This is a genomic window from Pedococcus bigeumensis, from assembly GCF_039531795.1.
Lineage (GTDB): Bacteria > Actinomycetota > Actinomycetes > Actinomycetales > Dermatophilaceae > Pedococcus > Pedococcus bigeumensis.
Genome location: NZ_BAAAQS010000001.1, coordinates 1,715,439 through 1,740,587, shown reverse-complemented (window position 1 = coordinate 1,740,587; position 25,149 = coordinate 1,715,439). Strand labels below are relative to the sequence as shown.

The following is a 25,149-nucleotide window of genomic DNA, read 5'->3' as shown; positions in this document are numbered from 1 at the left end:
GCCGGGATGCGCCGACATCTGGCGCGCAGGTCCTGACCCCGGCACCGGCCAGGCGCGCGGTGCCGCCGTGCCATGATGCACGGCAACGGACCGGCGCACTCAGGGTGGCGCGCGGTGGCGGTCGAAGGAGCCACGATGACGTCGCGAGCGGGAGACGAGAACTCGTCGGGTCAGGCGCTCGAGTCGGCCGCGGAGGTCTTCGACGAGGGGCGCCCACGGCTCTTCGGCATCGCCTACCGCATCGTGGGGAGCGTGGCCGAGGCCGAGGACATCGTGCAGGAGGCGTGGCTGCGCTGGCAGGAGACCGACCGTTCGGTGGTGCGCAACCCCGCCGGGTTCCTCACGACGGTGACCACCCGGCTCGCCCTGAACACCCTGGACTCCGCGCGCTTCCGGCGGGAGCAGTACGTCGGGTCATGGTTGCCGGAACCGGTCGAGACCAGTGCCGACCCCACCCTCGGCGCCGAGACCGCAGAAGCCCTCGACGCGGCGGTCCTCGTCCTGATGGAGAAGCTCAGCCCCGAGCACCGCGCCGCCTATGTGCTCCGGGAGGCCTTCGTCTACCCGTACGACGACATCGCGGAGGTCCTCGACACCACCGCGCCCAACGTGCGCCAGCTCGTCAGCCGGGCCAGGAAGCACATCCAGTCGACCCGCCGTGACCCGGTCGACCCGGCCCAGCACCGAGCCCTGCTCGAGGCCTTCGTGGGCGCTGCGCGGGACGGCGACCTGGAACGGCTCGAGCTGACCCTGGCGGCCGACGTGGTCAGCACCTCCGACGGCGCGGGGATCGCGCCGCGGGCAGCCCGTCGACCCGTCGTGGGCAGGGACAAGGTCGCACGCTTCGTCGCGGGCTGGGCGGACTGGTGGGCCGGCACCAGTCTCACCTGGCTCGAGACCAACGGCCGGCCCTCCGTGCTGGTGACGCGCGGAGACACGGCTCTGGCGCTGCTCAGCGTCAGCACGTCGGCCGCCGGAATCGACCAGCTGATGTGGGTCATGGCGCCCGCCAAGCTCACGCACCTCCCGGGCTAGTCAGGCACCCCGGGCCAGGTCACCAGGGCGCCCCCGCCGGAGCGCAGCCGCAGCCCGGCACAGGCTGTCACATCCGGGAACGCTGTCCGGTCAAAGGGGTGGCGGCGCTGACGCCGTCTCCCTCGACTGTCTCGGAAAGGACCAGCCATGAAGGTCATCGTCATCGGCGGCACAGGACTCATCGGTTCGCAGGTCGTCGCGACTCTGACGGACCACGGCCACGAGGCCGTGGCCGCTTCGCCGCAGACGGGGGTGAACACCCTCACCGGCGATGGCCTGGCCGAGGTGATGGTCGGGGCGGACGTCGTCGTCGACGTGTCGAACTCGCCGTCCTTCGCGGACGACGACGTCCTGAGCTTCTTCGTCACCTCGACCGGCCACCTCCTCGCGGCGGAGCTGGAGGCCGGCGTGTGCCACCACGTGGCGCTCTCCGTGGTGGGCACGGGCACCCTTCCGGACAGCGGCTACCTGCGGGCCAAGGCGGCCCAGGAGCAACTCATCCGCGAGTCCGGCGTCCCCTACTCCATCGTCCGGGCAACCCAGTTCTTCGAGTTCACCAGGGCCATCGCCGACGCTTCTACGGTCGACGGCGCGCTCCACCTGGCACCGGTGCACTACCAGCCGATGGCGTCGGGTGACGTCGCCTCTGCGGTGGCGAGGACCGCAGCGTCCGCACCGCTGGACGGCGTCAAGGAGATCGGTGGCCCCGAGCGGGTCCGGATGGACGAGTTCATCGCGGCTGCGCTCGCCGCCGCCGGCGACCCGCGGGAGCTGGTGGTCGACTCGCACGCCAGGTACTTCGGGACCGAGCTCGCCGACGACAGCCTCGTGCCCGGACCGGACGCCGAGCTCGGTTCCACCTCCTACGAGGCCTGGGCCAAGGAGTCCGAGTGAACGCCACGAACCCGCACCACGACGACCTGGTCGCCATGGCCGAAGAGGCCGGCGAGGAGATCGCTGCTGCGGAGCTCCTCCAGCGGGCGGTCGACCCGTCCGGCGGCGCCGGCGACCATGCCACCGGCGGCGTCGTCATCGACGCCGCTGACTCGCTCGCGACGCTCGAGCTCGGCTACTACGAGGCGGAGCTGCGGAGCCTGCGGGGCGCGGCGACGACCCTCGACCTCGGCCCGTCGAGGGGGGTGTCGTAGAAGCGGTCCCCCGGCCAGGGCCGTTGCGGGCCAGCGGGCTGGGGCTTCGAGCCAGCGCGCGCTGAGCATAATGACGGCCATGACGAGACCGTTCCGGTTCGGGGTGGTGGCCCCCGTGCTCACCGACCTGCCGACCTGGCGCGACCGGGTGCGCAAGGTCGCCGACCTGGGTTACTCGACGCTGCTCATGCCCGACGTCCCGCTCTGGCAGCCGGCACCGGCCCCGACCCTCGCGCTCGCGGCCGCGCTCGCCACCGACCTCCGGGTCGGGACGTGGGTGTATGCCGCGCCGATGCGGCCGGCGTGGAGCCTGGCCTGGGAGGCGCACTCGCTCTCGGTGCTCACCGAGGGTCGGTTCGAGCTGGGCGTCGGGACCGGCCGGCCCGGGATCGAGGACGAGCTGCGCGAGCGCGGCCTTCCCGTCACCACGCCCGGGGAGCGGCTGGGGCAGGTGCGGGCGGCCGTGTCGCAGCTGCGCGACCTCGACGGACCCGAGCTGCACACGCCGGTCGTGATGGCCGTGCGCGGGCCGAAGGCACAGGCCCTCGCGAGCGAGGTCGCCGACACGGTCACCTTCTCCACGACGTCCACGGACACCCGTGCAGAGGTCGCCGACCTCGCCCTGGGTTTCCGCTCGACGCGGGACGTCGAGCTCGCCCTCCACGTGCCGGTGGTCGGCGACGGGGTCGCGGCGTTCATGGCGTCGGCCCGCGAGACCGACCCTGCCGCGCTGCGCGAGGCCGACTCGCTGCTGGTGCTCCCGGACGACCCCGTGGCTGCCATCGAGGAGGTCCAGCGACGGCGGGAGGAGCTGGGCTTCTCCTACGTCGTCATCGGCGCCGACTTCGCCGAGACGATGGCCCCTGTGGTGGCAGCCCTGGCCGGCCGGTAACCGCCGGACCGTCGGGCAGACCGGGTGATGGCCGCGTAGCGGCTCACGCAGGCAGCTCCGCTGCTACGTTGCCCTCGGTCAGTGCCGACCGGCATACGAGGGGGATGCGATGCAGCTGGACGACGAGGTGGACCACGTCGTGGAGCACCCACCCGCGCAGGCGAGCACGGGCCGGTCGCGGCTCATGGCGCCGGGCGACCGCACACGGCTGGTCCTCGCGAGCGCCCTCATGCTGTTCGTCGAGCTCGCCCTGATCAGGTGGACGTCGTCCAACAACCTCTACCTCGTCCACATGACCAACTTCGTCCTGCTGGCGAGCTTCCTCGGCATCGGCATGGGGTTCCTGCGGGCCCGGGCGGCCCGCGACCTCTTCCCGCTGGCGCCGGTGCTCCTCGCCGCGCTGGTCGGCTTCGTCCTGGCCTTCCCCGTCCGCACGGGCACGGGAAAGGGCGGGCGGTGGCAGCTGGTCGGGCTGCTCGACCAGGCGCCGCTCCCGCGGTGGGTCAGCCTGAGCGTCATCTTCGTCCTCGCCGTGGGGACGCTCATGGCACTGGCCGAGGAGGTCGCGCGGACCTTCGCGAGGTTCGCGCCGCTGGAGGCCTACCGACTCGACGTCATGGGCAGCCTGACCGGCATCGCCTGCTTCGCGGCGCTGTCGTTCCTGCAGCTGCCCCCACTGGGGTGGGGGCTGGTCGCGGGCGTCGTCTTCGTCGTCCTGCTCGGCCGGCGGGTGCGGTGGCTGCGGCGGTGGCCGGCCGTCGCGCTCGGCGCCCTCGTCCTGATGCTGGGCGCCGAGTCCGTCGTCGGCAGCTTCCAGTGGTCGCCCTACTACAAGATCCACACCACCGAGCTGGCCGGCGGCCTGTTCCGGGTCGAGGTCAACAACACCCCGCTCCAGACCGCCCTCCCGGTGGCCGACATCCGGCGCGACTCGCCCTTCTACCTCTACCCCTACACCTACGCGGGCTCTCGCGATGACGTCCTCGTCATCGGCGCGGGCACCGGCAACGACGTCGCGGTGGCGCTCGCGCAGGGCGCCAAGCGCGTCGATGCCGTCGAGATCGACCCGGCCCTCCTGCAGCTCGGGCGCGACCACCACCCCGACCGGCCCTACTCCGACCCGCGCGTGACCACGCACGTCGACGACGGCCGGGCGTTCATGGAGCGCACCTACCGCCGCTACGACCTCATCCTGCTCGCGCTGCCCGACTCGGCGACGATCGTCACCGGGCAGTCCGCGCTCCGGCTGGAGAACTACCTCTTCACCACGCAGGCGCTGACGCAGGCCCGATCGCTGCTCAAGCCCGACGGCACCTTCGCGATGTACAACTACTACGAGCCGTGGCTGCTCGACCGTTACGCCAACACCGTGCGCACGGTCTACGACGCCGCTCCCTGCGTGCAGCTCGGCCCGAGCTACGGACCGCGTCAGCAGGCCGTGCTCACGTTGCGCAAGGACGCCAGCACCGGCGGGTGCACCACGACGTGGTCGCCGAGGACCGCCGCCCTCGAGCCGTCCGTCGACGACCGCCCGTTCCCCTACCTCGGGTCGCGCACGATCCCGTCGTTCTACCTCTGGATGCTCGGGCTCGTGCTCCTGGCCTCCGTCGTGGGGGTGCGCACCGTCGCCGGTCCGCTCCGGACCATGCGGCCCTACGTCGACCTGTTCTTCATGGGCGCCGCGTTCCTGTTGCTGGAGACCAAGAACGTCGTGCAGTTCGCCCTGCTCTTCGGCACCACCTGGGCGGTCAACGCCGCGGTCTTCGCGGGGGTGCTCCTCAGCGTCCTCGCGGCGATCGAGGTGGCGCGTCGCGTCACCATCCGTCGCCCCGTCCTCCTGTATGCCGCGTTGCTGGCCGCGCTCGCGGCGGCCTGGCTGATTCCACAGGACGCCTTGCTCGACCTCTCGCTGGCGCCCCGGTTCCTGGCCGGCGTGACCATCGCCTTCGCCCCGATCTTTATCGCCAACCTGCTCTTCGCGGTGCGCTTCAAGGGCGCCGGCTCCAGCACCGTGGCGTTCGGGGCCAACCTGCTTGGCGCCATGGTGGGCGGGGCGCTGGAGTACCTCGCCCTCATCTTCGGCTTCAACGCGCTGCTCGTCGTGGTCGCGGTGCTCTACGGGGGCGCCCTGCTCACCGGCTACCGGCACCTGGGTGCCCGTCGCGCGTGACGTCCTCCTCGGCGTGGCCGGACGCAGGTCGGGTGCGGATGCCGGATCCATGACCGGGCACCTGAGCCGCGGCTCCGGTGGTGCGCCGCGGCGCCGGCGATGAGTATTGCGGTGCCCGCCAGTCTGCACGTCACCATCCACCGAGTCTTCTCCGGAGGCACTGTGAAGCTTCTCCTCACGTCCGGCGGGGTCACCAACCCGAGCATCCGCGATGCGCTGGTCGACCTGCTGGGCAAACCGATCGCCGACTCCAACGCCCTCTGCATCCCCACGGCCCAGTGGGGCCACCCCATGTGCGGGCCCACCTCGGTGCGTGGCTTCGTCAGTGGCCTGCCACCGTGGGGTGGCCTGTCCACGCTGGGGTGGAAGTCGCTGGGTGTCCTCGAGCTCACCGCACTGCCCAGCATCGGCGAGGAGCGCTGGGTCCCCTGGGTGCGGGAGACCGACGTGCTCCTGGTGGACGGCGGCGACGCCACGTTCCTGTGTCACTGGATGCGGCAGTCCGGGCTGGCCGACCTCCTGCCCTCACTGCCCGACCTGGTCTGGGTCGGGGTGAGCGCGGGCAGCATGGTGCTGACGCCCCGGATCGGTAACTGGTTCGTCGAGTGGGGTGGCGCGGCGGACGACCGGACGCTGGGTGTCGTCGACTTCTCGATCTTCCCGCACCTGGACGTCTTCCCCACCAACACGATGGACCAGGCCGAGTCCTGGGCCAGCGACATCGGCGGCCCGGCCTACGTCATCGACGACCAGACGGCCATCAAGGTGGCCGCCGAGACGGTCGAGGTGGTGAGCGAGGGGCAGTGGAAACGGCTCGGCTAGTGGTCTGCGGAGGGGGCTGGTCTCCGCCGCGCCCGAGGCGCACGATGAGGTGGTGGAGACCTGGGACGCCCTGCGGGCGCGACGCAACGTTCGACAGTTCACCGAGCAGCCAGTCCCTGATGAGGCGCTCGACCGGATTGTGGAGGCTGGCCGACGTGCCCCGTCGGCGGGCAACTGGCAGCCGTGGGACTTCGTGCTCGTCACCGACCGGGCCCAGCTGGTCGAGCTGGCCAAGGTCTGGCAGGGCGCACGGCACGTCGCCGGAGCAGCGGCGGCGATCGCGATCGTCGCGCCGGAGCCGCAGGACGATCGGCAGTCCGCCCTGCTCCAGTTCGACCTGGGCCAGGCCACCTACGCCATGACCGTCGCCGCGGCCGACCTGGGCATCGGGACGGGCCATGCTGCAGCCACGGACCAGGCCCAGGCCCGGGCCGTGCTGGACTTTCCCGACGGTCGGTTCCTGGCCTTCATCCTCTCCGTCGGGTATCCGTCGGACAAGCCGTTGGCAGTCATCGAGCGGCTCAACCGCCGCCCCTTCGACGAGGTCGTGCACCGCGGCGGCTGGTGAGCTGTCGCACGTCGGCGCTGGACGCGCCCTGACCACCCACCGGCCCGCACGGCAGAATGGCCGGGTGACCTCGCCAGCAGTCCTCGACCCGGCCATCGCGGCGCGCCTCAAGCGCGACGCGCAGGGCCTCGTGGCAGCCATCGTCCAGCAGCACGACACCGGCGAGGTGCTGATGCTGGGCTGGATGGACGACGAGGCGCTGCGGCGGACCCTCGACGAGGGACGGGTGACCTTCTGGTCACGCAGCCGTGGCGAGTACTGGCGCAAGGGTGACACCAGCGGCCACGTCCAGCACGTGCGCTCGGTGGCGCTGGACTGCGACGGTGACGCCCTCCTCGTGCGGGTCGACCAGGTCGGGGCCGCCTGCCACACCGGCGACCGCACCTGCTTCGACGCCGGTGACCTCGCGGCGAGCGTGGTCGAGCCGTGACGGACGTCAGCCCCGACCTGTCGTTCGGCACCACCTGGCCGAACCTCGAGACCTTCCAGATCCTCGCGAAGGACCGTCGGGTCATCCCGGTGGTGCGCCGGCTGATGGCCGACGCGGAGACCCCGGTGGGCCTCTACCGCAAGCTGGCCCAGGACGCGCCCGGCACGTTCCTGCTCGAGTCCGCCGAGCACGGCGGCGTCTGGTCCCGGTACTCCATCGTGGGCGCCGCCAGCCGGGCGACGCTCACCGAGCGCGACGGCCGGGCGCACTGGGTGGGGGAGCCGCCGGTCGGCGTGCCCACTGACGGCAACCCCCTCGAGGCCCTGCGCGACACCGTGGCGGCCCTCGCCACCGAACCCATCGAGGGGCTGCCGCCGCTGACCGGCGGCATGGTCGGCGCGATCACCTACGACGCCGTGCGCCGCTGGGAGAAGGTGCCGGCCGCCCTGCCCGACGAGCTGGGCCTCCCGGAGATCTCGATGATGCTCGCGACCGACCTGGCGGTGCTCGACCACGCCGACGGCTCGGTGCTGCTCGTCGCCAACGCGGTCAACTACGACGCCACGGACGAGCGCGTCGAGGATGCCTGGGCCGATGCGGTGTCGAGGCTCGACGCCATGACGAGCCACCTCGCCGCTGATGCCGCATCCACGGTGGCCACCGTGGACCGGGTCGCCTTCGCCGCGGCGCGCGACGAGGTGCGCAGCAACCTCACGCAGGCCGCCTTCGAGGACATGGTGGAGCAGGCCAAGGAGGACATCCGGGCGGGGGAGGTGTTCCAGGTCGTCCTGTCGCAACGGTTCTCGACGCCCTGCACAGCAGACGCGCTCGACGTCTACCGTGCGCTGCGCTCGTCGAACCCCAGCCCCTACATGTACCTCCTGCGGCTCCCCGCGGGTGACGGCACGACCTACGACGTGGTCGGCTCGTCACCGGAGGCCCTCGTCAAGGTGACCGGCCGTCGCGCCATCACCCACCCGATCGCCGGCTCACGTCCGCGGGGCAAGACCCCCGAGGACGACCAGCGGCTGGCGGAGGACCTCCTCGCCGACCCGAAGGAGCGGGCCGAGCACGTGATGCTCGTCGACCTGGGGCGCAACGACCTCCAGCGGGTGTGTGCGGCGGGCACGGTCGACGTGGTCGAGTTCATGAACGTCCGCCGTTACTCCCACGTGACGCACCTCGAGTCGACCGTCGTGGGCGACATCCGCCCGGACCAGTCGGCCTACGACGTGCTGGTCGCGACCTTCCCGGCCGGCACCCTCTCCGGCGCCCCGAAACCGAGGGCGCTCAGCCTGATCGAGCACTACGAGCCCAGCCGTCGTGGCGTCTACGGCGGGGTGGTCGGCTACCTCGACTTCCACGGCGACCTCGACATGGCGATCGCCATCCGCACCGCCGTCATCAAGGACGGCACCGCCCACGTGCAGGCCGGCGCCGGGATCGTCGCCGACTCGGTGCCGACGTCGGAGTTCGAGGAGACCGTCAACAAGGCCGCCGCTGCCCTGCGCGCGGTGGCCACCGCCGCAGCCCTGAGGACCGTCGAGTGAACCGCTCCCGCCTGACTTCCAAGCTCACGGTGGTGGTGCTCGCCCTCCTCGGGTCCGGCATCCTGCTGGCCAGTGGTGGCCGGGTGTGGGCCAACGGCACCGTCGACGACGCGGTGCTCGGGGCGAGCCGGATCTCCGGCACCGGCACCGAGGTCGCCTCGGGCGTCGTCGCCCTGGCGCTCGTCGGAGCGGCAGCCGCCCTGGCCAGCGCCACCGGCGGCGTCGTCGTGCGGCGCATCACGCTCGGCGTGCTGGCCCTCGCCGGTGTCGCGGAGTCGGTCGTGGCGGCCCGCGTCGCGCTGGCTCCGGAAGACCCGCTGGGCGCCATCGCCGCTAAGGCCGCTGGGCGCACGGGGTCGATCGAGACGCACGCCACCATCACCGCGTGGCCGTGGCTGTGCGTGGTGGCCGGCGTGCTGCTCGTGCTCGCCTCCGTGGCGGGGTGGCTCGGCGCCGCCCGCTGGCGCGGGCTGGGCGCCCGTTACGAGGCTCCCACGACGTCCGCCGGGGCGCGGGGCCAGCGCGTCGCGACGGACTGGGACCGGCTGGACGCCGGCGACGACCCCACGCTGCGCGACGGCGGCGCGGGCACCTGACAGAATGGGCGCCGAGCCAGCGGCGACCGAGGTCGCCGGCCCACCGCGTCCGACCACCGACCACCAGCAGGAGCCAAACCGATGGCAGAGCACGAGATCCACGAAGACCACGGACACAGCCTCGCCGCGTGGGTAGGGGTCGGCATCATCCTCCTCGGGTCGGCCGTCGCCGCCTGGGGTGTGGCCGTCGCCAACGTGGCGGTGTTCGTCATCGGCCTGGTCATCTGTGTGGTCGGTGCGGTGGCCGGGAAGGTGCTGTCGCTCGCCGGCTACGGTGCGACGACGCTCGACGGACCGGACAGCCCCGACAGCAACAAGCCCGAGCTCGGCGTCAAGTAGCCCGCAGGGCGTCAAGTAGCCCACAGGCAACGCGTCCACCGGCTGACCCCAGCACGGAGCTCCCAGTCCCGCTGGATAGCCTGTCGACATGCCCACTGTGCTCGACGACATCGTTGCCGGCGTCCGCGAAGACCTCGCCGACGCGCAGGCGGTCGTCAGCCGTGACCGGATCGAGGACCAGGCGGCGGCGGCGGCCCCCGCCCTGGACGCCGAGACGGCGCTGCGCCGGCCGGGTCTGGCGCTGATCGCCGAGGTCAAGCGGGCCAGCCCCAGCAAGGGCGCCCTCGCGCCGATCACCGACCCCGCAGCCCTTGCCGCAGAGTACGAAGCCGGGGGAGCCACCGCAGTCAGCGTCCTCACCGAGCGACGCCGGTTCCACGGATCGCTCGACGACCTCGACGCGGTGCGCAAGTTGGTGCGGATCCCGGTGCTGCGCAAGGACTTCATGGTCGACGACTACCAGCTGTTCGAGGCTCGGGCGCACGGCGCCGACCTCATCCTCCTCATCGTCGCGGCGCTCGGGCAGGGCGACCTCGTCCGCATGCACGGGCTGGCCCACGAGCTGGGGATGACCGCGCTGGTCGAGGTGCACGACGAGGACGAGACCCGGCGAGCCGTCGACGCAGGGGCGTCGGTGATCGGGGTCAACGCCCGCAACCTCAAGACCCTCGCCGTCGACCCCGACACCTTCGGTCGGCTCAGCCCACTGATCCCCGACACGTGCGTCAAGGTCGCCGAGTCCGGCGTCGGGGGACCACACGACGCAGCCCGGTTCGCGGGTGAAGGCGCCGACGCCGTCCTGGTCGGCGAGGCGCTGGTGCGCGGCAGCGACCCGCGCCGCGCGGCATACGAACTCATCGCGGCGGGAGCCACACCATGACCGGCCTGATCCCCGAGCCCCTGGCCCGTCCCGGACGCTTCGGCGACTTCGGCGGCCGCTACGTGCCCGAGGCGCTCATCCCCGCGCTGGAGGAGCTCGACGAGGCGCGCCGCAAGGCGATGGTCGACCCGGCGTTCATGGGTGAGCTCGAGCGCCTGCACCGCACCTACACGGGCCGTCCGAGCATCATCACCGAGGTGCCACGGTTCGCCGCGCATGCCGGCGACGCCCGGATCATCCTCAAGCGCGAGGACCTCAACCACACCGGCTCCCACAAGATCAACAACGTGCTGGCGCAGGCGCTGCTGACCAAGCGGATGGGCAAGACCCGCGTGATAGCCGAGACCGGGGCCGGCCAGCACGGCGTCGCCACCGCCACCGCCGCGGCCCTCATGGGTCTCGAGTGCGTCATCTACATGGGCAAGGTCGACACCGAGCGCCAGGCCCTCAACGTCGCCCGCATGCGGATGCTCGGGGCCGAGGTGGTCGCCGTCCCGACCGGCAGCGCGACCCTCAAGGACGCCATCAACGACGCGCTGCGCGACTGGGTCACCAACGTCGGCAACACCCACTACATCCTCGGCACCGTCACCGGACCCCACCCGTTCCCCGAGATGGTCCGCGACTTCCACCGGGTGATCGGCGTCGAGGCGCGCGGCCAGGTCCTCGACCTCACCGGGCGCCTGCCCGACGCCGTGATCGCCTGTGTCGGCGGGGGATCCAACGCGATGGGCATCTTCCACCGGTTCATCGACGACGCCGAGGTGCGGCTGATCGGCATCGAGGCCGGGGGAGAGGGCATCGAGTCGGGCCGGCACGCCGCGCGGTTCGCGGCCAGCTCGCCGGGGGTTCTGCACGGCACGTTCAGCTACCTCATGCAGGACGATGACGGGCAGACCCTCGAGTCGCACTCGATCTCCGCGGGGCTGGACTACCCGAGCGTCGGCCCGGAGCACGCGTACCTGCGTGACACCGGCCGGGCCGAGTACCGCTACGCCACCGACGAGCAGACCATGAAGGCCTTCGAGCTCCTCTGCCGCACCGAGGGCATCATCCCCGCCATCGAGTCGGCGCACGCCCTCGCCGGGGCCATGGAGGTCGGGCGCGAGCTCGGGCCCGACGCGCTGCTGCTGGTCAACCTGTCCGGGCGCGGCGACAAGGACATGCACACGGCTGCCGAGTGGTTCGGCCTCATCGACGGCGACGCCACACCGAGCGGCACGGCCGACGAACCACGCGCCGAGGGCGACGGAAGGACCCAGCTGTGACCTCCACGACCACCGGTATCGGGGTGGGCCATGTCCTCGAGCAGTGCCGAGCCGAGAACCGCGCCGCCCTCGTCGGCTACCTCCCGGTCGGGTACCCCTCGGTCGAGGGCTCGGTCGAGGCGATGGTCGCGATGGTGGAGGCGGGGGTCGACATCGTCGAGGTCGGCATCCCCTACAGCGACCCGCTGATGGACGGGCCGGTCATCGCCTACGCCGCCGACCAGGCGCTCAAGCGCGGGGTCCACGTCGCCGACGCGTTCGCGGCGACCCGGGCCGTGCGTGCCGCCGGCGCGCCGCCCCTGGTCATGTCCTACTGGAACCTCATCCTGCGCCACGGGCCCACCACCTTCGCGCGTGAGCTCGCGGCCGCGGGTGGCGCGGGCATCATCACCCCCGACCTCATCCCCGACGAAGGGGCCGAGTGGATCGCGGCGAGCGACGAGACCGGCCTCGACCGCGTCTTCCTCGTCGCCCCGAGCTCCACCGAGCAGCGCATCGCCGCCGTCACGGCCCAGTGCCGTGGCTTCGTGTATGCCGTGTCGCACATGGGCGTGACCGGAGCCAGGACGTCGATGGGCGACGCCGCCGCAGTCATCGTCAACCGCACCAAGGCGGTCACCGACAAGCCGGTGTGCGTGGGTCTCGGTGTCTCCGGCGGGGCGCAGGCGGCCGAGGTCGCCGCCTACGCCGACGGGGTGATCGTGGGCTCGGCGCTGGTGCGGTGCCTCACCGAGGCCGACGACCTCGCCTCCGGCATCGCCTCGCTCCGCGCCCTGGTCGGTGAGCTGGCCGAGGGCGTCCGGAGCGGTCGCTGACATGAGCGTGCTGTCGGCCCCGCGGGCGCGCGACGTCATCGGGCTGCTCGCGCGGCTCGTCCTGGGCGGGGTGGTCCTCGTGGCCGGGCTGCTCAAGGTTGGGCACCTCGAGACCTCCGCCCGGTCGGTGCGCGCCTACCAGCTGCTGCCCTACGACGTGGCCGGCTACCTCGGCTACGGCCTGCCGATCCTCGAGGTCGCGATCGGCGTGCTGCTCATCCTCGGCCTGTTCACCCGGTTCAGCGCGGTCGTCGGCGGCTTCCTCATGGTGGTCTTCATCATCGGGATCGCCTCGGCGTGGGCGCGCGGCCTGTCCATCGACTGCGGCTGTTTCGGCAAGGGGGGAACCATTGCGGCCTCCCAGACGCAGTATCCGCAGGAGATCGCCCGCGACCTCGGGTTGCTCGCCTGCGCGCTGTGGCTGACGGTGCGGCCCCGGTCGGCCCTCAGCCTCGAGCGCACCCTGTTCGGCGACCCGCACGGCCAGGACGCCTCCGACAGTGACGACCAGCACGCCGAGCACCCGCACACCGAGCACCCGCACACCGAGCACCTGGACAGCCACAACCCGGACAGCCCGGACCACGAGAGGCAGCCCCACGCATGACCAGCAGCAGCGCCAGCCGCAAGGCGAAGATCCAGGCCGCAGCCCCGAAGGGTGGCATCCGCAACGGCAAGGGCGGTGGCAAGGGCGGTGCCAACGGGGGAGCGAACCGCATCGTCGTGGCGACGGTCGTGGTCGTGGTCGTGCTCGCCGCCGTCATCACCGCCGTCATCCTGGGGAGCAGCGACAAGAAGCAGGCCACCACCGCCGGCGGGTCCGCCCTGCCCAAGAACGTCGCAGCCCTGGGCGCCGGCATCGTGGTGAACCCGGGGGCGCCCGCGAACGTGCCCACCCTCGACCTCTACGAGGACTTCCAGTGTCCGGTCTGTGCGCGGTTCGAGGAGATCTTCGGGCTCCAGATCGTCGACATGGTCAAGGCCAACCAGGTGAAGCTCGTCGCGCACCCGCTGTCGTTCCTCGACGACAACCTCCGCAACGACTCCTCGAACCGCTCCGCGAACGCCGCCTCGTGCGCCGCTGACGCCGACAAGTTCCTCCAGTACCACGCGGCCACCTTCCAGGGGCAGCCCAAGACCGAGGGCACCGGCTACACCGACGCCCAGCTCAGGCAGTTCGCGGGCCAGGCCGGTCTGGCCGGCCCGACCCTCACGACGTGGGAGCAGTGCTACTCGGCCAAGTCGCACAACCAGTGGGTCGAGTCGGTGCAGACCCAGTCGGAGAAGGACGGCGTCAACGGCACCCCGACGGTCAAGCTGAACGGCAAGGTCGTGGACCTCAGCGGCCTCACCCGCGACAAGCTTGCCGCCGAGGTCAAGGCCGCTACCAAGTGAGCTCGCTGGCGGCCCTCCCGAGCGCCCTCCCCGGGTCCCTGCCCAGCCCCACGTCCGGCGTCTGGTACCTCGGGCCCTTCCCGCTGCGGGGCTACGCGCTGTGCATCCTCGCGGGGATCGTCATCGCGGTGTGGATCACCGGTCGACGCCTGGTCGACCGCGGCCACGCCAAGGAGAAGGCCGTCGACATCTCGGCCTGGGCGGTCCCGTTCGGCATCATCGGCGGCCGGATCTACCACGTCATCACGACGCCCCAGCCCTACTTCGGTGCGGGCGGCCACCCGCTCAAGGCGCTGTACATCTGGGAGGGAGGTCTCGGCATCTGGGGCGCCATCTCCCTCGGCGCAGTCGGGGCCTGGCTCGGCGCCCGTCGGCACGGCGTGCCGTTCCTCGACTACATCGACGCGGCGGCGCCGGGGGTGGCCGTCGCGCAGGCCCTCGGCCGCTGGGGCAACTGGTTCAACAACGAGCTCTACGGCCGACCGACCGACGTCCCGTGGGGCCTGACGATCCACCAGTGGGACCAGTCGGCCGGCCACGCCGTGCGCGACGCGAACGGCAAGGCCATCGTGCTCGGCACCTTCCAGCCGACCTTCCTCTACGAGTCGCTCTGGTGCCTGCTCCTCGCGCTGTTCCTCGTGCTGGCCGACCGCCGCTGGGCCCTGCGCAAGGGCCAGCTGTTCGGCCTCTACGTGATCGGCTACCCGATGGGCCGGATCGTCTTCGAGCTGATGCGCAGCGACACCGCCAACAAGATCTTCGGGGTGCGCGTCAACGTGTGGACGAGCATCCTGGTCTTCCTGCTCGGGATCGCCATCTTCCGGTTCGGGAGGCGTCGCGAGGTGGCGCTTCCACGAGAGGCCGCATCTCAACATACGGAATAGCTCGGCTCACATGGCGGGACAAACGGCCCACCGGCTATCCTTCCAGCAGCCGTGGCCAAGGCCGTCCACGCGCGTGAAATGGTGTGCCCAACTTGGGTTCCACAACGCACTTGACTCCCCCAAGGACGGTGACCCGAACGTGACTCCTGCGCGCTTCTCCGCCCAGCCCGCCGACACGGGCCTCTACCGCCGCGAGCACGAGCACGATGCCTGCGGTGTTGCCCTCGTGGCGACGATGCGGGGAAGCGCAGGTCACGACATCGTCGACCACGCGCTGACCGCCCTGCGCAACCTCGACCACCGGGGCGCCACCGGCGCCGACCCGCTGGTCGGCGACGGCGCCGGCATCCTCACGCAGATCCCCGACGCCTTCTTCCGCCAGGTCGTCGACTTCGACCTGCCGGTCAGTGGCGCGTATGCCGTGGGCACCGCCTTCCTGCCGAACGACGAGACCGAGCGGGCCGAGGTCGTCGCCCGGATCGAGGAGCTCGCCGCCGAGGAGGGCCTCACCGTCCTCGGGTGGCGCGACGTCCCGGTGGCCGCGGAGCTCGTGGGGCAGGCGGCTCGCGACTGCATGCCGTTCTTCCGCCAGCTGTTCGTCTCGGCCGCGGTCGGCCGGATGGTCGGGCTGGGGCTGGACCGGCTCGCCTTCTGCCTCCGCAAGCGCGCCGAGCGCGAGACCGAGGTCTACTTCCCGTCCCTGTCGTGTCGCACCCTCGTCTACAAGGGCATGCTCACCACCGGGCAGCTCGAGCCGTTCTTCCCGGACCTGTCCGACCGGCGCTTCGAGACCCAGCTCGCGCTGGTGCACTCGCGCTTCTCGACCAACACCTTCCCGAGCTGGCCGCTGGCCCACCCCTACCGGCTGATCGCCCACAACGGCGAGATCAACACCGTCAAGGGCAACCGCAACTGGATGAGCGCCCGCGAGAGCCAGCTGGTCTCCGACGTCATCCCCGGCGACCTCAACCGGCTGTTCCCGATCTGCACGCCCGAGGCGTCCGACTCGGCCTCCTTCGACGAGGCGCTCGAGCTGCTGCACCTCGGCGGACGTCCGCTGCCCCACGCGGTCCTGATGATGATCCCGGAGGCGTGGGAGAACAACACCGAGATGGACCCGGCCCGCCGGGCCTTCTACGAGTTCCACTCGACGTTCATGGAGCCGTGGGACGGTCCCGCCTGCGTGACCTTCACCGACGGCTCCCTCATCGGTGCGGTCCTGGACCGCAACGGCCTGCGCCCCGGGCGCTACTCGGTGACCGACGACGGCCTGGTCGTCCTCGCCTCCGAGTCGGGGGTCCTCGACCTCGACCCGACGCGCGTCGTGCGCAAGGGCAGGCTCCAGCCGGGACGGATGTTCCTCGTCGACACCGAGCACGGCCGCATCGTGTCCGACGACGAGGTGAAGTCCTCGCTGGCGGCCCAGCACCCTTACGACGAGTGGCTGCACGCCGGCCTGATCCACCTCGACGACCTGCCCGAGCGCGAGCACATCGTGCACACCGCGGCCTCGGTGGCGCGGCGTCAGCAGACCTTCGGCTACACCCAGGAGGAGCTCAAGATCCTCCTCACGCCGATGGCGAAGACCGGGGGAGAGGCGCTCGGCTCGATGGGCACCGACACCCCGATCGCAGTGCTGTCGGAGCGCCCACGGCTGGTCTTCGACTACTTCACCCAGCTGTTCGCCCAGGTGACCAACCCGCCGCTCGACGCGATCCGCGAGGAGCTCGTGACCTCGCTGGGCACCGTCATCGGGCCGGAGGGCAACGCCCTGTCGGCGAGCCCCGCGCACGCCCGCCAGGTGGTGCTGCCCTTCCCGGTGATCGACAACGACCAGCTGGCCAAGATCGTCCACGTCAACGCCGACGGCGACCTGCCCGGCTACGCGACCCACGTCGTCCGTGGCCTCTACGACGTCACCGGCGGTGCCGCGGCGATGACCGCGCGGCTCGAGGAGATCTTCGCCGAGGTGTCGGCGGCGATCGCCGAGGGAGCCCGCTTCGTCGTGCTCTCCGACCGTGACTCCGGCCGCGACTACGCGCCGATCCCGTCGTTGCTGCTCACCTCCGCCGTCCACCACCACCTCATCCGCGAGAAGACCCGCACCCTCGTGGGGCTCGTCGTCGAGGCCGGAGACGTGCGCGAGGTCCACCACGTCGCGCTGCTCATCGGCTACGGCGCGGCTGCGGTCAACCCCTACCTTGCGATGGAGTCGGTGGAGGACCTGGTGCGCTCGGGCGCCATCGAGGGCGTCACCACCGACCAGGCCGTCAAGAACCTCATCAAGGCGCTCGGCAAGGGTGTCCTCAAGGTGATGTCCAAGATGGGCATCTCCACCGTGGCCTCCTACCGCGGCGCCCAGGTCTTCGAGGCCCTCGGGCTCTCGCAGGAGCTGGTCGACCGCTACTTCACCGGCACGGTGAGCCAGCTCGGTGGTGTCGGTCTCGACGTCCTCGCCGCGGAGACCGCGGCCCGGCACGCCGCGGCATACCCTCCGGATGGCGTGCGGCTCCCGCACCGCAAGCTGGGAGTGGGCGGTGAGTACCAGTGGCGGCGCGAAGGTGAGCCGCACCTGTTCGACCCCGACACCGTCTTCCGCCTGCAGCACTCGACGCGGCAGCGGCGCTACGACATCTTCAAGCAGTACACCTCCCGGATCGACGAGCAGTCCGAGCGGCTCATGACGCTGCGGGGCCTGTTCACCCTGGGTGGCTCGACGCCGCGGCAGCCGGTGCCGATCGACGAGGTCGAGCCGGTCAGCGAGATCGTCAAGCGGTTCAGCACCGGGGCGATGTCCTACGGCTCGATCAGCCAGGAGGCCCACGAGACGCTGGCCGTCGCCATGAACCGCCTCGGCGGTCGCTCCAACACCGGCGAGGGCGGCGAGGACGTCGACCGCCTGATGGACCCCGAGCGGCGCTCGACGATCAAGCAGGTCGCGTCCGGACGGTTCGGCGTCACCTCGCTCTACCTCACCAAGTCGGGTGACATCCAGATCAAGATGGCCCAGGGGGCCAAGCCCGGTGAGGGCGGGCAGCTGCCCGGTCACAAGGTCTACCCGTGGATCGCCACCACCCGTCACTCGACGCCCGGCGTGGGTCTCATCAGCCCGCCGCCGCACCACGACATCTACTCGATCGAGGACCTCGCCCAGCTGATCCACGACCTCAAGAACGCCAACCCCGAGGCCCGGATCCACGTCAAGCTCGTGTCCGAGATCGGCGTCGGCACGGTCGCCGCCGGTGTCTCCAAGGCGCACTCCGACGTGGTGCTCATCTCCGGTCACGACGGCGGCACCGGCGCTTCGCCGCTCACCTCGCTGAAGCACGCCGGCGGCCCGTGGGAGATCGGCCTCGCCGAGACCCAGCAGACCCTGGTGCTCAACGGTCTGCGCGACCGGATCGTCGTGCAGTGCGACGGTCAGCTCAAGACCGGCCGCGACGTCGTCATCGCCGCGCTGCTCGGCGCGGAGGAGTTCGGGTTCGCCACCGCTCCGCTGGTCGTCAGCGGCTGCGTCATGATGCGTGTCTGCCACCTCGACACCTGTCCGGTCGGCATCGCCACCCAGAACCCCGAGCTGCGCGCCCGGTTCTCCGGCAAGCCCGAGTTCGTGGAGACCTTCTTCGAGTACATCGCCGAGGAGGTCCGCGAGCACCTCGCCACGCTGGGCTTCCGCAGCGTCGAGGAGGCCATCGGCCAGGTCTCGGCGATCGACGCCACCCGCGCCGTCAACCACTGGAAGGCGGCCGGCCTCGACCTCGCGCCGATCTTCACCGACGTCGAGAGCCCGGACGGCTCGGCCCGTCGCAACACCACGACCCAGGACCACGGGCTGGAGAAGGCCCTCGACCACCACCTCATCACCATCGCGCGGGAGGCCATCAACGACGGCACCCCCGTGGTCGGCGAGGTCGCGGTCCGCAACGTCAACCGCACCATCGGCACGCTGCTCGGCCACGAGGTCACCAAGGCCCACCCCGACGGGCTGCCCGACAACACGATCGACCTGACCCTCACGGGGTCGGCCGGCCAGTCCCTCGGAGCGTTCCTCCCCCGGGGGGTCACGCTCCGGCTGCTCGGCGACGCGAACGACTACGTGGGCAAGGGCCTCTCGGGTGGGCGCGTGATCGTGCGACCCGATCGGGTCGCCCCGCTCCAGGCCGAGGCGAACGTCATCGCCGGCAACGTCATCGGCTACGGCGCCACCACCGGCCAGCTGTTCCTGCGCGGGCTCGTCGGTGAGCGCTTCTGCGTCCGCAACTCCGGTGCGACGGCTGTCGTCGAGGGCGTCGGCGACCACGGGTGCGAGTACATGACCGGTGGCACCGTGCTCGTGCTCGGCCCGACCGGGCGCAACTTCGCGGCCGGCATGTCCGGGGGAGTGGCCTACGTCCTCGACCTCGACGAGGGCCGGGTCAACACCGAGCTGGTCGACGTCTCGGGGCTCCGTCCCGACGACGAGATCGTCGTGCGCCAGCTGCTCGCCCAACACGTGGAGGAGACCGAGTCGCCCGTCGCGGCCCGGCTGCTGGAGGAGTGGGACACCGCGAAGTCGCGGTTCACCCTCGTCCTGCCGCGTGACTACCAGCGCGTCCTCGACGTGCGCGCCGCCGCCGAGGCGGAGGGACTAGACGTCAACGGCTCCGAGGTCTGGGAGCGGATCATGGAGGCCTCCCGTGGCTGACCCGCAAGGATTTCTCAAGACGCGGGAGCGCGAGCTGCCCGCCCGTCGCCCCGTGCCGGTCCGGATCAAGGACTGGAAAGAGGTCTACGAGGAGCAGGAGCTCGGACAGCTGCAGCGTCAGGCCGGGCGCTGCATGGACTGCGGGATCCCGTTCTGCCACAGCGGTTGCCCGCTGGGCAACCTCATCCCGGAGTGGAACGACCTCGCCTGGAAGGGCGACTGGCGCGAGGCCATCGAGCGGCTGCACGCCACGAACAACTTCCCGGAGTTCACGGGTCGGCTCTGCCCGGCTCCCTGCGAGACGGCCTGCGTCCTGGGGATCAACCAGCCCGCGGTGACCATCAAGCAGATCGAGGTCACGACGATCGACCGCGCCTTCGACGCCGGCTACGTCCAGCCGCAGGCGCCCGAGCGGCTGTCCGGCAAGACCGTCGCCGTCGTCGGCTCCGGTCCGGCCGGCCTCGCTGCGGCCCAGCAGCTCACCCGCGCCGGTCACACCGTCGCCGTCTACGAGCGCGCCGACAAGCCGGGTGGCCTGCTGCGCTACGGCATCCCCGAGTTCAAGATGGAGAAGTCGGTCCTCGACCGCCGCATCGCCCAGATGGAGGCCGAGGGGACTCGCTTCCGCAGTGGGGTCGACGTGGGTGGCGACGTCACCGGGAAGCAGCTGCGCGACCGCTACGACGCCGTCGTCCTGGCGATCGGGGCCACCGTGCCCCGCGACCTCCCCGTGCCCGGGCGTGAGCTCGACGGCGTCATGCAGGCGATGGACTTCCTGCCCCCGGCCAACCGGGTCGCGCTCGGCGAGACCGTCGAAGGACAGGTCACCGCGGAGGGCAAGGACGTCATCGTCATCGGCGGCGGCGACACCGGCGCCGACTGCATCGGCACCTCGCACCGCCAGGGCGCCCGCTCGGTCACCAGCCTCGAGATCATGCCGCAGCCGGGGGAGGAGCGGGTCGCGGGCCAGCCGTGGCCCACCTACCCGATGCTCTTCCGCGTCGCGTCGGCCCACGAGGAGGGTGGGGAGCGCGTGTATGCAGCCTCCACCAAGGAGATCCTCGGCGAGGACGGCAAGGTCTCGGGCATCCGCGTCGTCGACGTGCGCCTGGGCGACCAGGGCTTCGAGGAGGTTGAGGGCACCGAACGCGTGCTGCCGGCCCAGCTGATCCTGCTGGCGATGGGGTTCCTCGGTCCGCAGGGTCCCGGTGTGGTCGAACAGCTCGAGGTCGAGCTCGACGAGCGCTCCAACGTCAAGCGCGACAAGGACTACATGTCCTCGGTGCCCGGCGTCTTCGTGGCTGGTGACGCCGGTCGTGGGCAGTCCCTGATCGTGTGGGCCATCGCCGAGGGTCGCTCGGCCGCCGCCGGTGTCGACCGCTTCCTCACCGGCGCCACCGCGCTGCCGCGTCCGATCAACCCGAACGACCGACCCCTCGTCGTCTGAGCCTGGCGGTGAGCACCCGGAAGGTGCGCACCCGGCATACCTGAGGACGGGTGTCCGCAGGGTGACCGGGGTCACGTTCCGGGCAGGTCGACCGATAGGGTCGAGGCATGCGTCGCGCCAAGATCGTCTGCACCCTGGGCCCGGCAGTGTCCACCCCCGAGGGCATCCGCCAGCTCGTCGACGCGGGGATGGATGTGGCTCGCCTCAACCTCTCCCACGGCGAGTACGCCGACCACGAGAAGATCTACCAGGAGATCCGCCGGGCCAGTGACGAGACCGGTCACGCCGTCGGTGTCCTGGTCGACCTGCAGGGTCCCAAGATCCGCACCGCGCGGTTCAAGGACGGCCCGGTCGACCTGGTCAACGGCGCCGAGTTCACCATCACCACCCGCGATGTCGAGGGGTCGGTGACCGAGGTCGGCACGACCTACAAGGGCCTGCCCGGCGACGTCCGGCCCGGCGACCTGCTCCTCATCGACGACGGCAAGGTCTGCCTCCAGGCGACCGAGGTCAGCGAGACCGACGTCCGCTGCGTGGTCACCGTCGGTGGCACGGTCTCCAACAACAAGGGGATCAACCTGCCCGGCGTCGCGGTGTCCGTGCCGGCGCTGTCCGAGAAGGACAAGGAAGACCTGCGCTGGGCGCTCGGGCTGCGCGCCGACATGATCGCGCTGTCCTTCGTGCGCTCGGCCGCCGACCTCGACGACGTCCACGCCGTGATGGACGAGGTCGGGGTGCGGCTGCCGGTCATCGCCAAGATCGAGAAGCCGCAAGCGGTCGACAACCTCGTCGAGATCATCGAGGCGTTCGACGGGGTGATGGTGGCCCGTGGTGACCTCGGTGTCGAGCTCCCGCTCGAGGAGGTGCCGATCGTCCAGAAGGAAGCCATCGAGATCGCCCGCCGCAACGCCAAGCCGGTCATCGTCGCCACCCAGGTGCTCGAGTCGATGATCGAGAACCCGCGGCCCACCCGGGCCGAGGCGTCCGACGCCGCGAACGCCGTCCTCGACGGTGCCGACGCCCTCATGCTGTCGGGGGAGACCAGCGTGGGCGCCTACCCGATCCTCGCCGTGCAGACCATGGCCCGCATCATCGAGAGCACCGAGGAGCACGGCCTCGAGCGGATCCGCCCGCTCGGCACCAGGCCCCACACCATGGGCGGTGCCGTGTCGGCTGCTGCCGTCGAGATCGGTGAGCTGCTCGGCGCGAAGTTCCTCATCACCTTCAGCCAGTCCGGTGACACCGCCAAGCGGATGTCGCGCATCCGTCCGCGCATCCCCATGCTCGCGTTCACCCCGGAGCCGCACACCCGCTCGCGGCTGGCCCTGGCGTGGGGCATCGAGACCTACCTCGTGCCGATGGCGCGGCACACCGACCAGATGGCCCAACAGGTCGACAAGTCGCTGCTGGCCAGCGGTCGTGCGCAGGAAGGCGACCTCGTCGTCATCGTGGCCGGGTCGCCTCCCGGCATCCCCGGCTCCACCAACGCCTTGCGCGTGCACAAGATGGGCGACGCCCTCAACAAGGTGGCCCCCGCCTACGAGGACCTCGACGACTGACCGGTCCTCGACCTGGCCTGCCCTGCCCTGGCCTGCCCTGATCCGCCGTTGTCGTCACAGGCTGTGGAAGAAACCTAGCCAGTTGTAGCCGGTTGTGGTTGTATGACCACGTTCGAAGCGGGGCGGGTCTCGAGGGGGAGCTGAGCCGTCCGTGGATGCCCGACCGGCACTCGCGGGCGTGGCTCCCGCCTGGGCGCGACCCGGCCGGTGGGGTCACACGCCCCCCGGGTGGTCACAGCCATGGATAGGGGAACTCATGACATCGATGAAGCGCTGGGCGGTCGTCCCGGTGGTGTGCGGTCTCGGCCTGACGGTGCTGGCCGCACCGGCCTTCGCCAGCTACTACAACTGGGGCATCGTCAACGCCTACGAGGGCTCGACCCTGGTGGCCCAGGGCAAGGGGACCGTGGGCGTCGACTACGGGCTCGACGTGATCGGTGGGCACGCCACGTCGTCAGACCCCCGACCCGGGGGCAGTCCCGCCTACGCCAAGATCCACTACAACTACACGGTTCCGCAGTTCGACGGTCCCCACGACGCCCGTGGGGTCGACAACGCCAAGGCCGTCTGGGTCGACCGGTTCGTCAACGGCAACCTCAACACCATGTACGACGCCGCGGAGCTGCGTGGCGAGGCCTGCCAGAACGACAAGGCCGGACCCGACGCGTGCAGGGGCAGCGCCTGGACCAACCAGAAGTGGTGACCGGAGACCTCCCACTCGCAGCCGAGGGCGCCGAGGGCGACCTCCGCCCTCGGCTGCGGGGCGTCACGGTCCGGCGCGGGAGCTTCGTGCTCTCCTGCCCGCAATGGCGCACCCGGCCCGGGCTGACCGCGGTCGTGGGGCTCAACGGCGCGGGCAAGTCGACACTCCTGGGGCTGTTGTCCGGGCGGCTCGGCCCCAGCCGTGGCGAGGTCGAGCTCGCCGACCGGGCGAATGTGCTGCCCCAGGTCGCTCGCTTCTCCAGCGCCTCGTCCGTGGTCGACCTCTACCGCTACCTTGCTGCCCTCCGGGGGGTCCGGCGACGCGACCGCGAGCCCGAGGTGCAGTCGGCTCTGGAGCTGGCGGGGATGGTCGAGCACGCCGCCATCCCGATGCGACAGCTCAGTGGTGGCTGGCAGCAGCGGGCGCTGGTGGGTCAGTGCCTGCTCGGGTCGCCGACCATCCTGCTGCTCGACGAGCCGACCGCCTCGCTCGACGTGGGTGCGGCGCGCAGCGTGTGGGAGCTCATGAAGGCGCTCTCGGGTCGGCTCCCGGTCGTGGTCGCCACCCACGAGGCGTCGGCCTCGGTCGAGTTCTGCGACCAGATGGTCACTGTGCAGGCCGGTGTGGTGGGCGCGGTGCTCGAGGGTGACCGGCTGCGCGCCGACCTGGGCCAGGGGTCCGAGTCGGCGGAGAGCTTCCTGCTCAGCCTCATCGAGCCCGAGGAGCGCAGCGCATGAGGGCCCAGCTGCGCGGTCGCACGATGTGGCTGGTGACCGGGCTGGTGGTCGTGGCGATGGCAACCATGCTGTCGCTGCGTGACGCCGACTGGATGGGTGACGCGCTCTGGGGGCAGGAGACGATCGGGGTCGCGCAGGTGATGGTTCTTCCCCTGCTGGCCGGTGGGGCGGCCGTCGCCGGCTGGCGCGACGTCACAGGCATCCTCACCCTGATCCCGGCCGGCCGACAGCGGTGGCGGCACTTCAGCGCGACCTTCGCGGCGTGGGCCATCCCCGTCGTGGCGATGTACGCCGTGGCCAATCTGTTCGTCGTGCTCGCCTCGCGGTGGAGTGAGCCGTCGATCCCCAACGCCACGGTCTGGCCGGCCCTCACCCAGACCGGCGGCGCGCTCCTCGTGTTCGTCGTCGGGTACGCCCTCGGGGGCGTGCTGCGGTCATGGCTGGGCTCGGTCGTGGCCGCCCTGCTCACTGTCGCGGTGCTCATCCTCGACCGGATGGGGGCGATCGCCACCGGCCTGGCCGAGTACGCCGCCAGCGGGACGATGCTGGGGACCGCCGCCAACCCGGCCTACTTCGCGACCCGGCTGGCCTGGATGGTGCTCGTGGGAGCGCCCATCGTCGCCCTCCTGGTGACCGCGCCGCGACGTCGGCCGGCTCTCTTCGCGACGCTCGGCGCCGCCCTGCTGGTGGGACAGCTCACCTTCGGCACCAACGACAGCTACCGGGTGGTGCCCGGTCGCACGGACACCTGCACGGCCACGCCCGTGGTCGTCTGTGCGCCAGCCGAGTTCCGGGAGCGTGCGGAGCGAGCCGCGCAGATGGCCGGCGCGGCCAGCGCGGTGCTGCGCGATCTCGGGGTGAGCGCACCGAGTCGGTTCGTCATGTGGCAACCGGGCCGCGACCACCTGGACAACCTGATGCTGGTCGACCCCGGCAAGCTCCGCGCCCCACTGGCGCTGCACACCGTGGCGGCCGGGGTGGTGGCCCCACTCTCGTGTCGGCTGTGGTCCGGCCCGGAGCCGCCGCCCTACTCGTGGTTCTACAGCGAGGCGCTCGTGGAGTCCTACGTCGTGACCCAGCTCACCGGCCGGACCACCGAGCCCTATGGCCGACTTCTCACCGCCAAGGGCGCCGAGGGCTCGCGGGCGCTGGTCACGCAGGCGGCGCAGGCCCTGCAGGAGTGCGACCAGACGAAGGTCCCGTCATCCTTCAGCAACCAGTAGGCGC

The 25,149-nt window shown here is 71.3% G+C and carries 23 protein-coding genes; all 23 read left to right on the top strand.

Translation table 11 applies throughout. From position 1 onward, the window contains the following. Window positions 1-135 precede the first annotated feature (135 nt). The 23 genes from sigJ to ABD262_RS08160 all read left to right on the top strand — a co-directional run bounded on the left by sigJ (window position 136) and on the right by ABD262_RS08160 (window position 25,145). On the top strand, window positions 136-1,035 hold the full coding sequence (gene sigJ, locus ABD262_RS08270; RefSeq protein WP_344133874.1) for an RNA polymerase sigma factor SigJ: 900 nt from the start codon (window positions 136-138) through the stop codon (window positions 1,033-1,035). A 147-nt stretch (window positions 1,036-1,182) separates the two neighbouring features. Beyond that, complete coding sequence (locus tag ABD262_RS08265) at window positions 1,183-1,929, top strand: SDR family oxidoreductase (RefSeq protein WP_344133871.1); 747 nt, start codon at window positions 1,183-1,185, stop codon at window positions 1,927-1,929. Further along, window positions 1,926-2,183, top strand: coding sequence for a hypothetical protein (locus ABD262_RS08260; RefSeq protein WP_344133869.1), 258 nt, complete (start codon window positions 1,926-1,928; stop codon window positions 2,181-2,183). Before ABD262_RS08265 ends, ABD262_RS08260 begins: the two co-directional genes overlap by 4 nt. A 79-nt stretch (window positions 2,184-2,262) precedes the next feature. Next, window positions 2,263-3,075, top strand: a complete 813-nt coding sequence (locus ABD262_RS08255; protein ID WP_344133866.1) for an LLM class flavin-dependent oxidoreductase — start codon at window positions 2,263-2,265, stop codon at window positions 3,073-3,075. A gap of 109 nt (window positions 3,076-3,184) precedes the next feature. After that, complete coding sequence (locus ABD262_RS08250) at window positions 3,185-5,245, top strand: spermine/spermidine synthase domain-containing protein (protein WP_344133863.1); 2,061 nt, start codon at window positions 3,185-3,187, stop codon at window positions 5,243-5,245. A gap of 162 nt (window positions 5,246-5,407) precedes the next feature. Next, the gene (locus ABD262_RS08245) at window positions 5,408-6,067 is read left to right on the top strand and encodes a Type 1 glutamine amidotransferase-like domain-containing protein (RefSeq protein ID WP_344133860.1); all 660 of its coding nucleotides are present in this window, start codon (window positions 5,408-5,410) and stop codon (window positions 6,065-6,067) included. A 52-nt stretch (window positions 6,068-6,119) separates the two neighbouring features. After that, window positions 6,120-6,635 carry a nitroreductase family protein gene (locus tag ABD262_RS08240; protein WP_344133857.1) on the top strand — a complete coding sequence of 172 codons (516 nt, stop codon included), beginning with the start codon at window positions 6,120-6,122 and terminating at the stop codon, window positions 6,633-6,635. Between the two features lie 64 nt (window positions 6,636-6,699). After that, complete coding sequence (gene hisI, locus ABD262_RS08235) at window positions 6,700-7,065, top strand: phosphoribosyl-AMP cyclohydrolase (protein WP_344133854.1); 366 nt, start codon at window positions 6,700-6,702, stop codon at window positions 7,063-7,065. Further along, complete coding sequence (locus ABD262_RS08230; RefSeq protein WP_344133851.1) at window positions 7,062-8,615, top strand: anthranilate synthase component I; 1,554 nt, start codon at window positions 7,062-7,064, stop codon at window positions 8,613-8,615. The genes hisI and ABD262_RS08230 overlap by 4 nt, the downstream gene beginning before the upstream one ends. Continuing rightward, window positions 8,612-9,211, top strand: a complete 600-nt coding sequence (locus ABD262_RS08225) for a Trp biosynthesis-associated membrane protein (RefSeq protein ID WP_344133848.1) — start codon at window positions 8,612-8,614, stop codon at window positions 9,209-9,211. Before ABD262_RS08230 ends, ABD262_RS08225 begins: the two co-directional genes overlap by 4 nt. A gap of 81 nt (window positions 9,212-9,292) precedes the next feature. After that, window positions 9,293-9,550: an HGxxPAAW family protein gene (locus ABD262_RS08220; protein ID WP_344133845.1), complete on the top strand. Its 258-nt coding sequence runs from the start codon at window positions 9,293-9,295 to the stop codon at window positions 9,548-9,550. Window positions 9,551-9,638: 88 nt separating this feature from the next. Further along, on the top strand, window positions 9,639-10,430 hold the full coding sequence (gene trpC / locus ABD262_RS08215; protein ID WP_344133842.1) for an indole-3-glycerol phosphate synthase TrpC: 792 nt from the start codon (window positions 9,639-9,641) through the stop codon (window positions 10,428-10,430). Beyond that, entirely contained in the window at window positions 10,427-11,698 is a 1,272-nt protein-coding gene (gene trpB / locus ABD262_RS08210) for a tryptophan synthase subunit beta (protein ID WP_344133839.1), read from the top strand. Before trpC ends, trpB begins: the two co-directional genes overlap by 4 nt. Next, a complete protein-coding gene (gene trpA / locus ABD262_RS08205; protein WP_344133836.1) occupies window positions 11,695-12,513 on the top strand; it encodes a tryptophan synthase subunit alpha in 819 nt (272 codons plus the stop codon). Before trpB ends, trpA begins: the two co-directional genes overlap by 4 nt. A 1-nt stretch (window position 12,514) precedes the next feature. Continuing rightward, on the top strand, window positions 12,515-13,120 hold the full coding sequence (locus ABD262_RS08200; RefSeq protein ID WP_344133833.1) for a DoxX family protein: 606 nt from the start codon (window positions 12,515-12,517) through the stop codon (window positions 13,118-13,120). After that, complete coding sequence (locus tag ABD262_RS08195) at window positions 13,117-13,908, top strand: DsbA family protein (RefSeq protein ID WP_344133830.1); 792 nt, start codon at window positions 13,117-13,119, stop codon at window positions 13,906-13,908. The genes ABD262_RS08200 and ABD262_RS08195 overlap by 4 nt, the downstream gene beginning before the upstream one ends. Further along, entirely contained in the window at window positions 13,905-14,792 is an 888-nt protein-coding gene (gene lgt / locus ABD262_RS08190; RefSeq protein ID WP_344133827.1) for a prolipoprotein diacylglyceryl transferase, read from the top strand. Before ABD262_RS08195 ends, lgt begins: the two co-directional genes overlap by 4 nt. 139 nt (window positions 14,793-14,931) lie before the next feature. Then, window positions 14,932-19,476, top strand: a complete 4,545-nt coding sequence (gene gltB, locus ABD262_RS08185) for a glutamate synthase large subunit (RefSeq protein WP_344133824.1) — start codon at window positions 14,932-14,934, stop codon at window positions 19,474-19,476. Beyond that, window positions 19,469-20,923, top strand: a complete 1,455-nt coding sequence (locus tag ABD262_RS08180) for a glutamate synthase subunit beta (RefSeq protein ID WP_344133821.1) — start codon at window positions 19,469-19,471, stop codon at window positions 20,921-20,923. Before gltB ends, ABD262_RS08180 begins: the two co-directional genes overlap by 8 nt. A gap of 107 nt (window positions 20,924-21,030) precedes the next feature. Further along, window positions 21,031-22,482, top strand: a complete 1,452-nt coding sequence (gene pyk, locus ABD262_RS08175; RefSeq protein ID WP_344133818.1) for a pyruvate kinase — start codon at window positions 21,031-21,033, stop codon at window positions 22,480-22,482. A 256-nt stretch (window positions 22,483-22,738) separates the two neighbouring features. Then, on the top strand, window positions 22,739-23,185 hold the full coding sequence (locus ABD262_RS08170) for a hypothetical protein (RefSeq protein ID WP_344133815.1): 447 nt from the start codon (window positions 22,739-22,741) through the stop codon (window positions 23,183-23,185). Next, window positions 23,182-23,922, top strand: coding sequence for an ATP-binding cassette domain-containing protein (locus tag ABD262_RS08165; RefSeq protein ID WP_344133812.1), 741 nt, complete (start codon window positions 23,182-23,184; stop codon window positions 23,920-23,922). The genes ABD262_RS08170 and ABD262_RS08165 overlap by 4 nt, the downstream gene beginning before the upstream one ends. Next, complete coding sequence (locus ABD262_RS08160; protein ID WP_344133809.1) at window positions 23,919-25,145, top strand: hypothetical protein; 1,227 nt, start codon at window positions 23,919-23,921, stop codon at window positions 25,143-25,145. The genes ABD262_RS08165 and ABD262_RS08160 overlap by 4 nt, the downstream gene beginning before the upstream one ends. The last annotated feature ends 4 nt before the right edge of the window (window positions 25,146-25,149 follow it).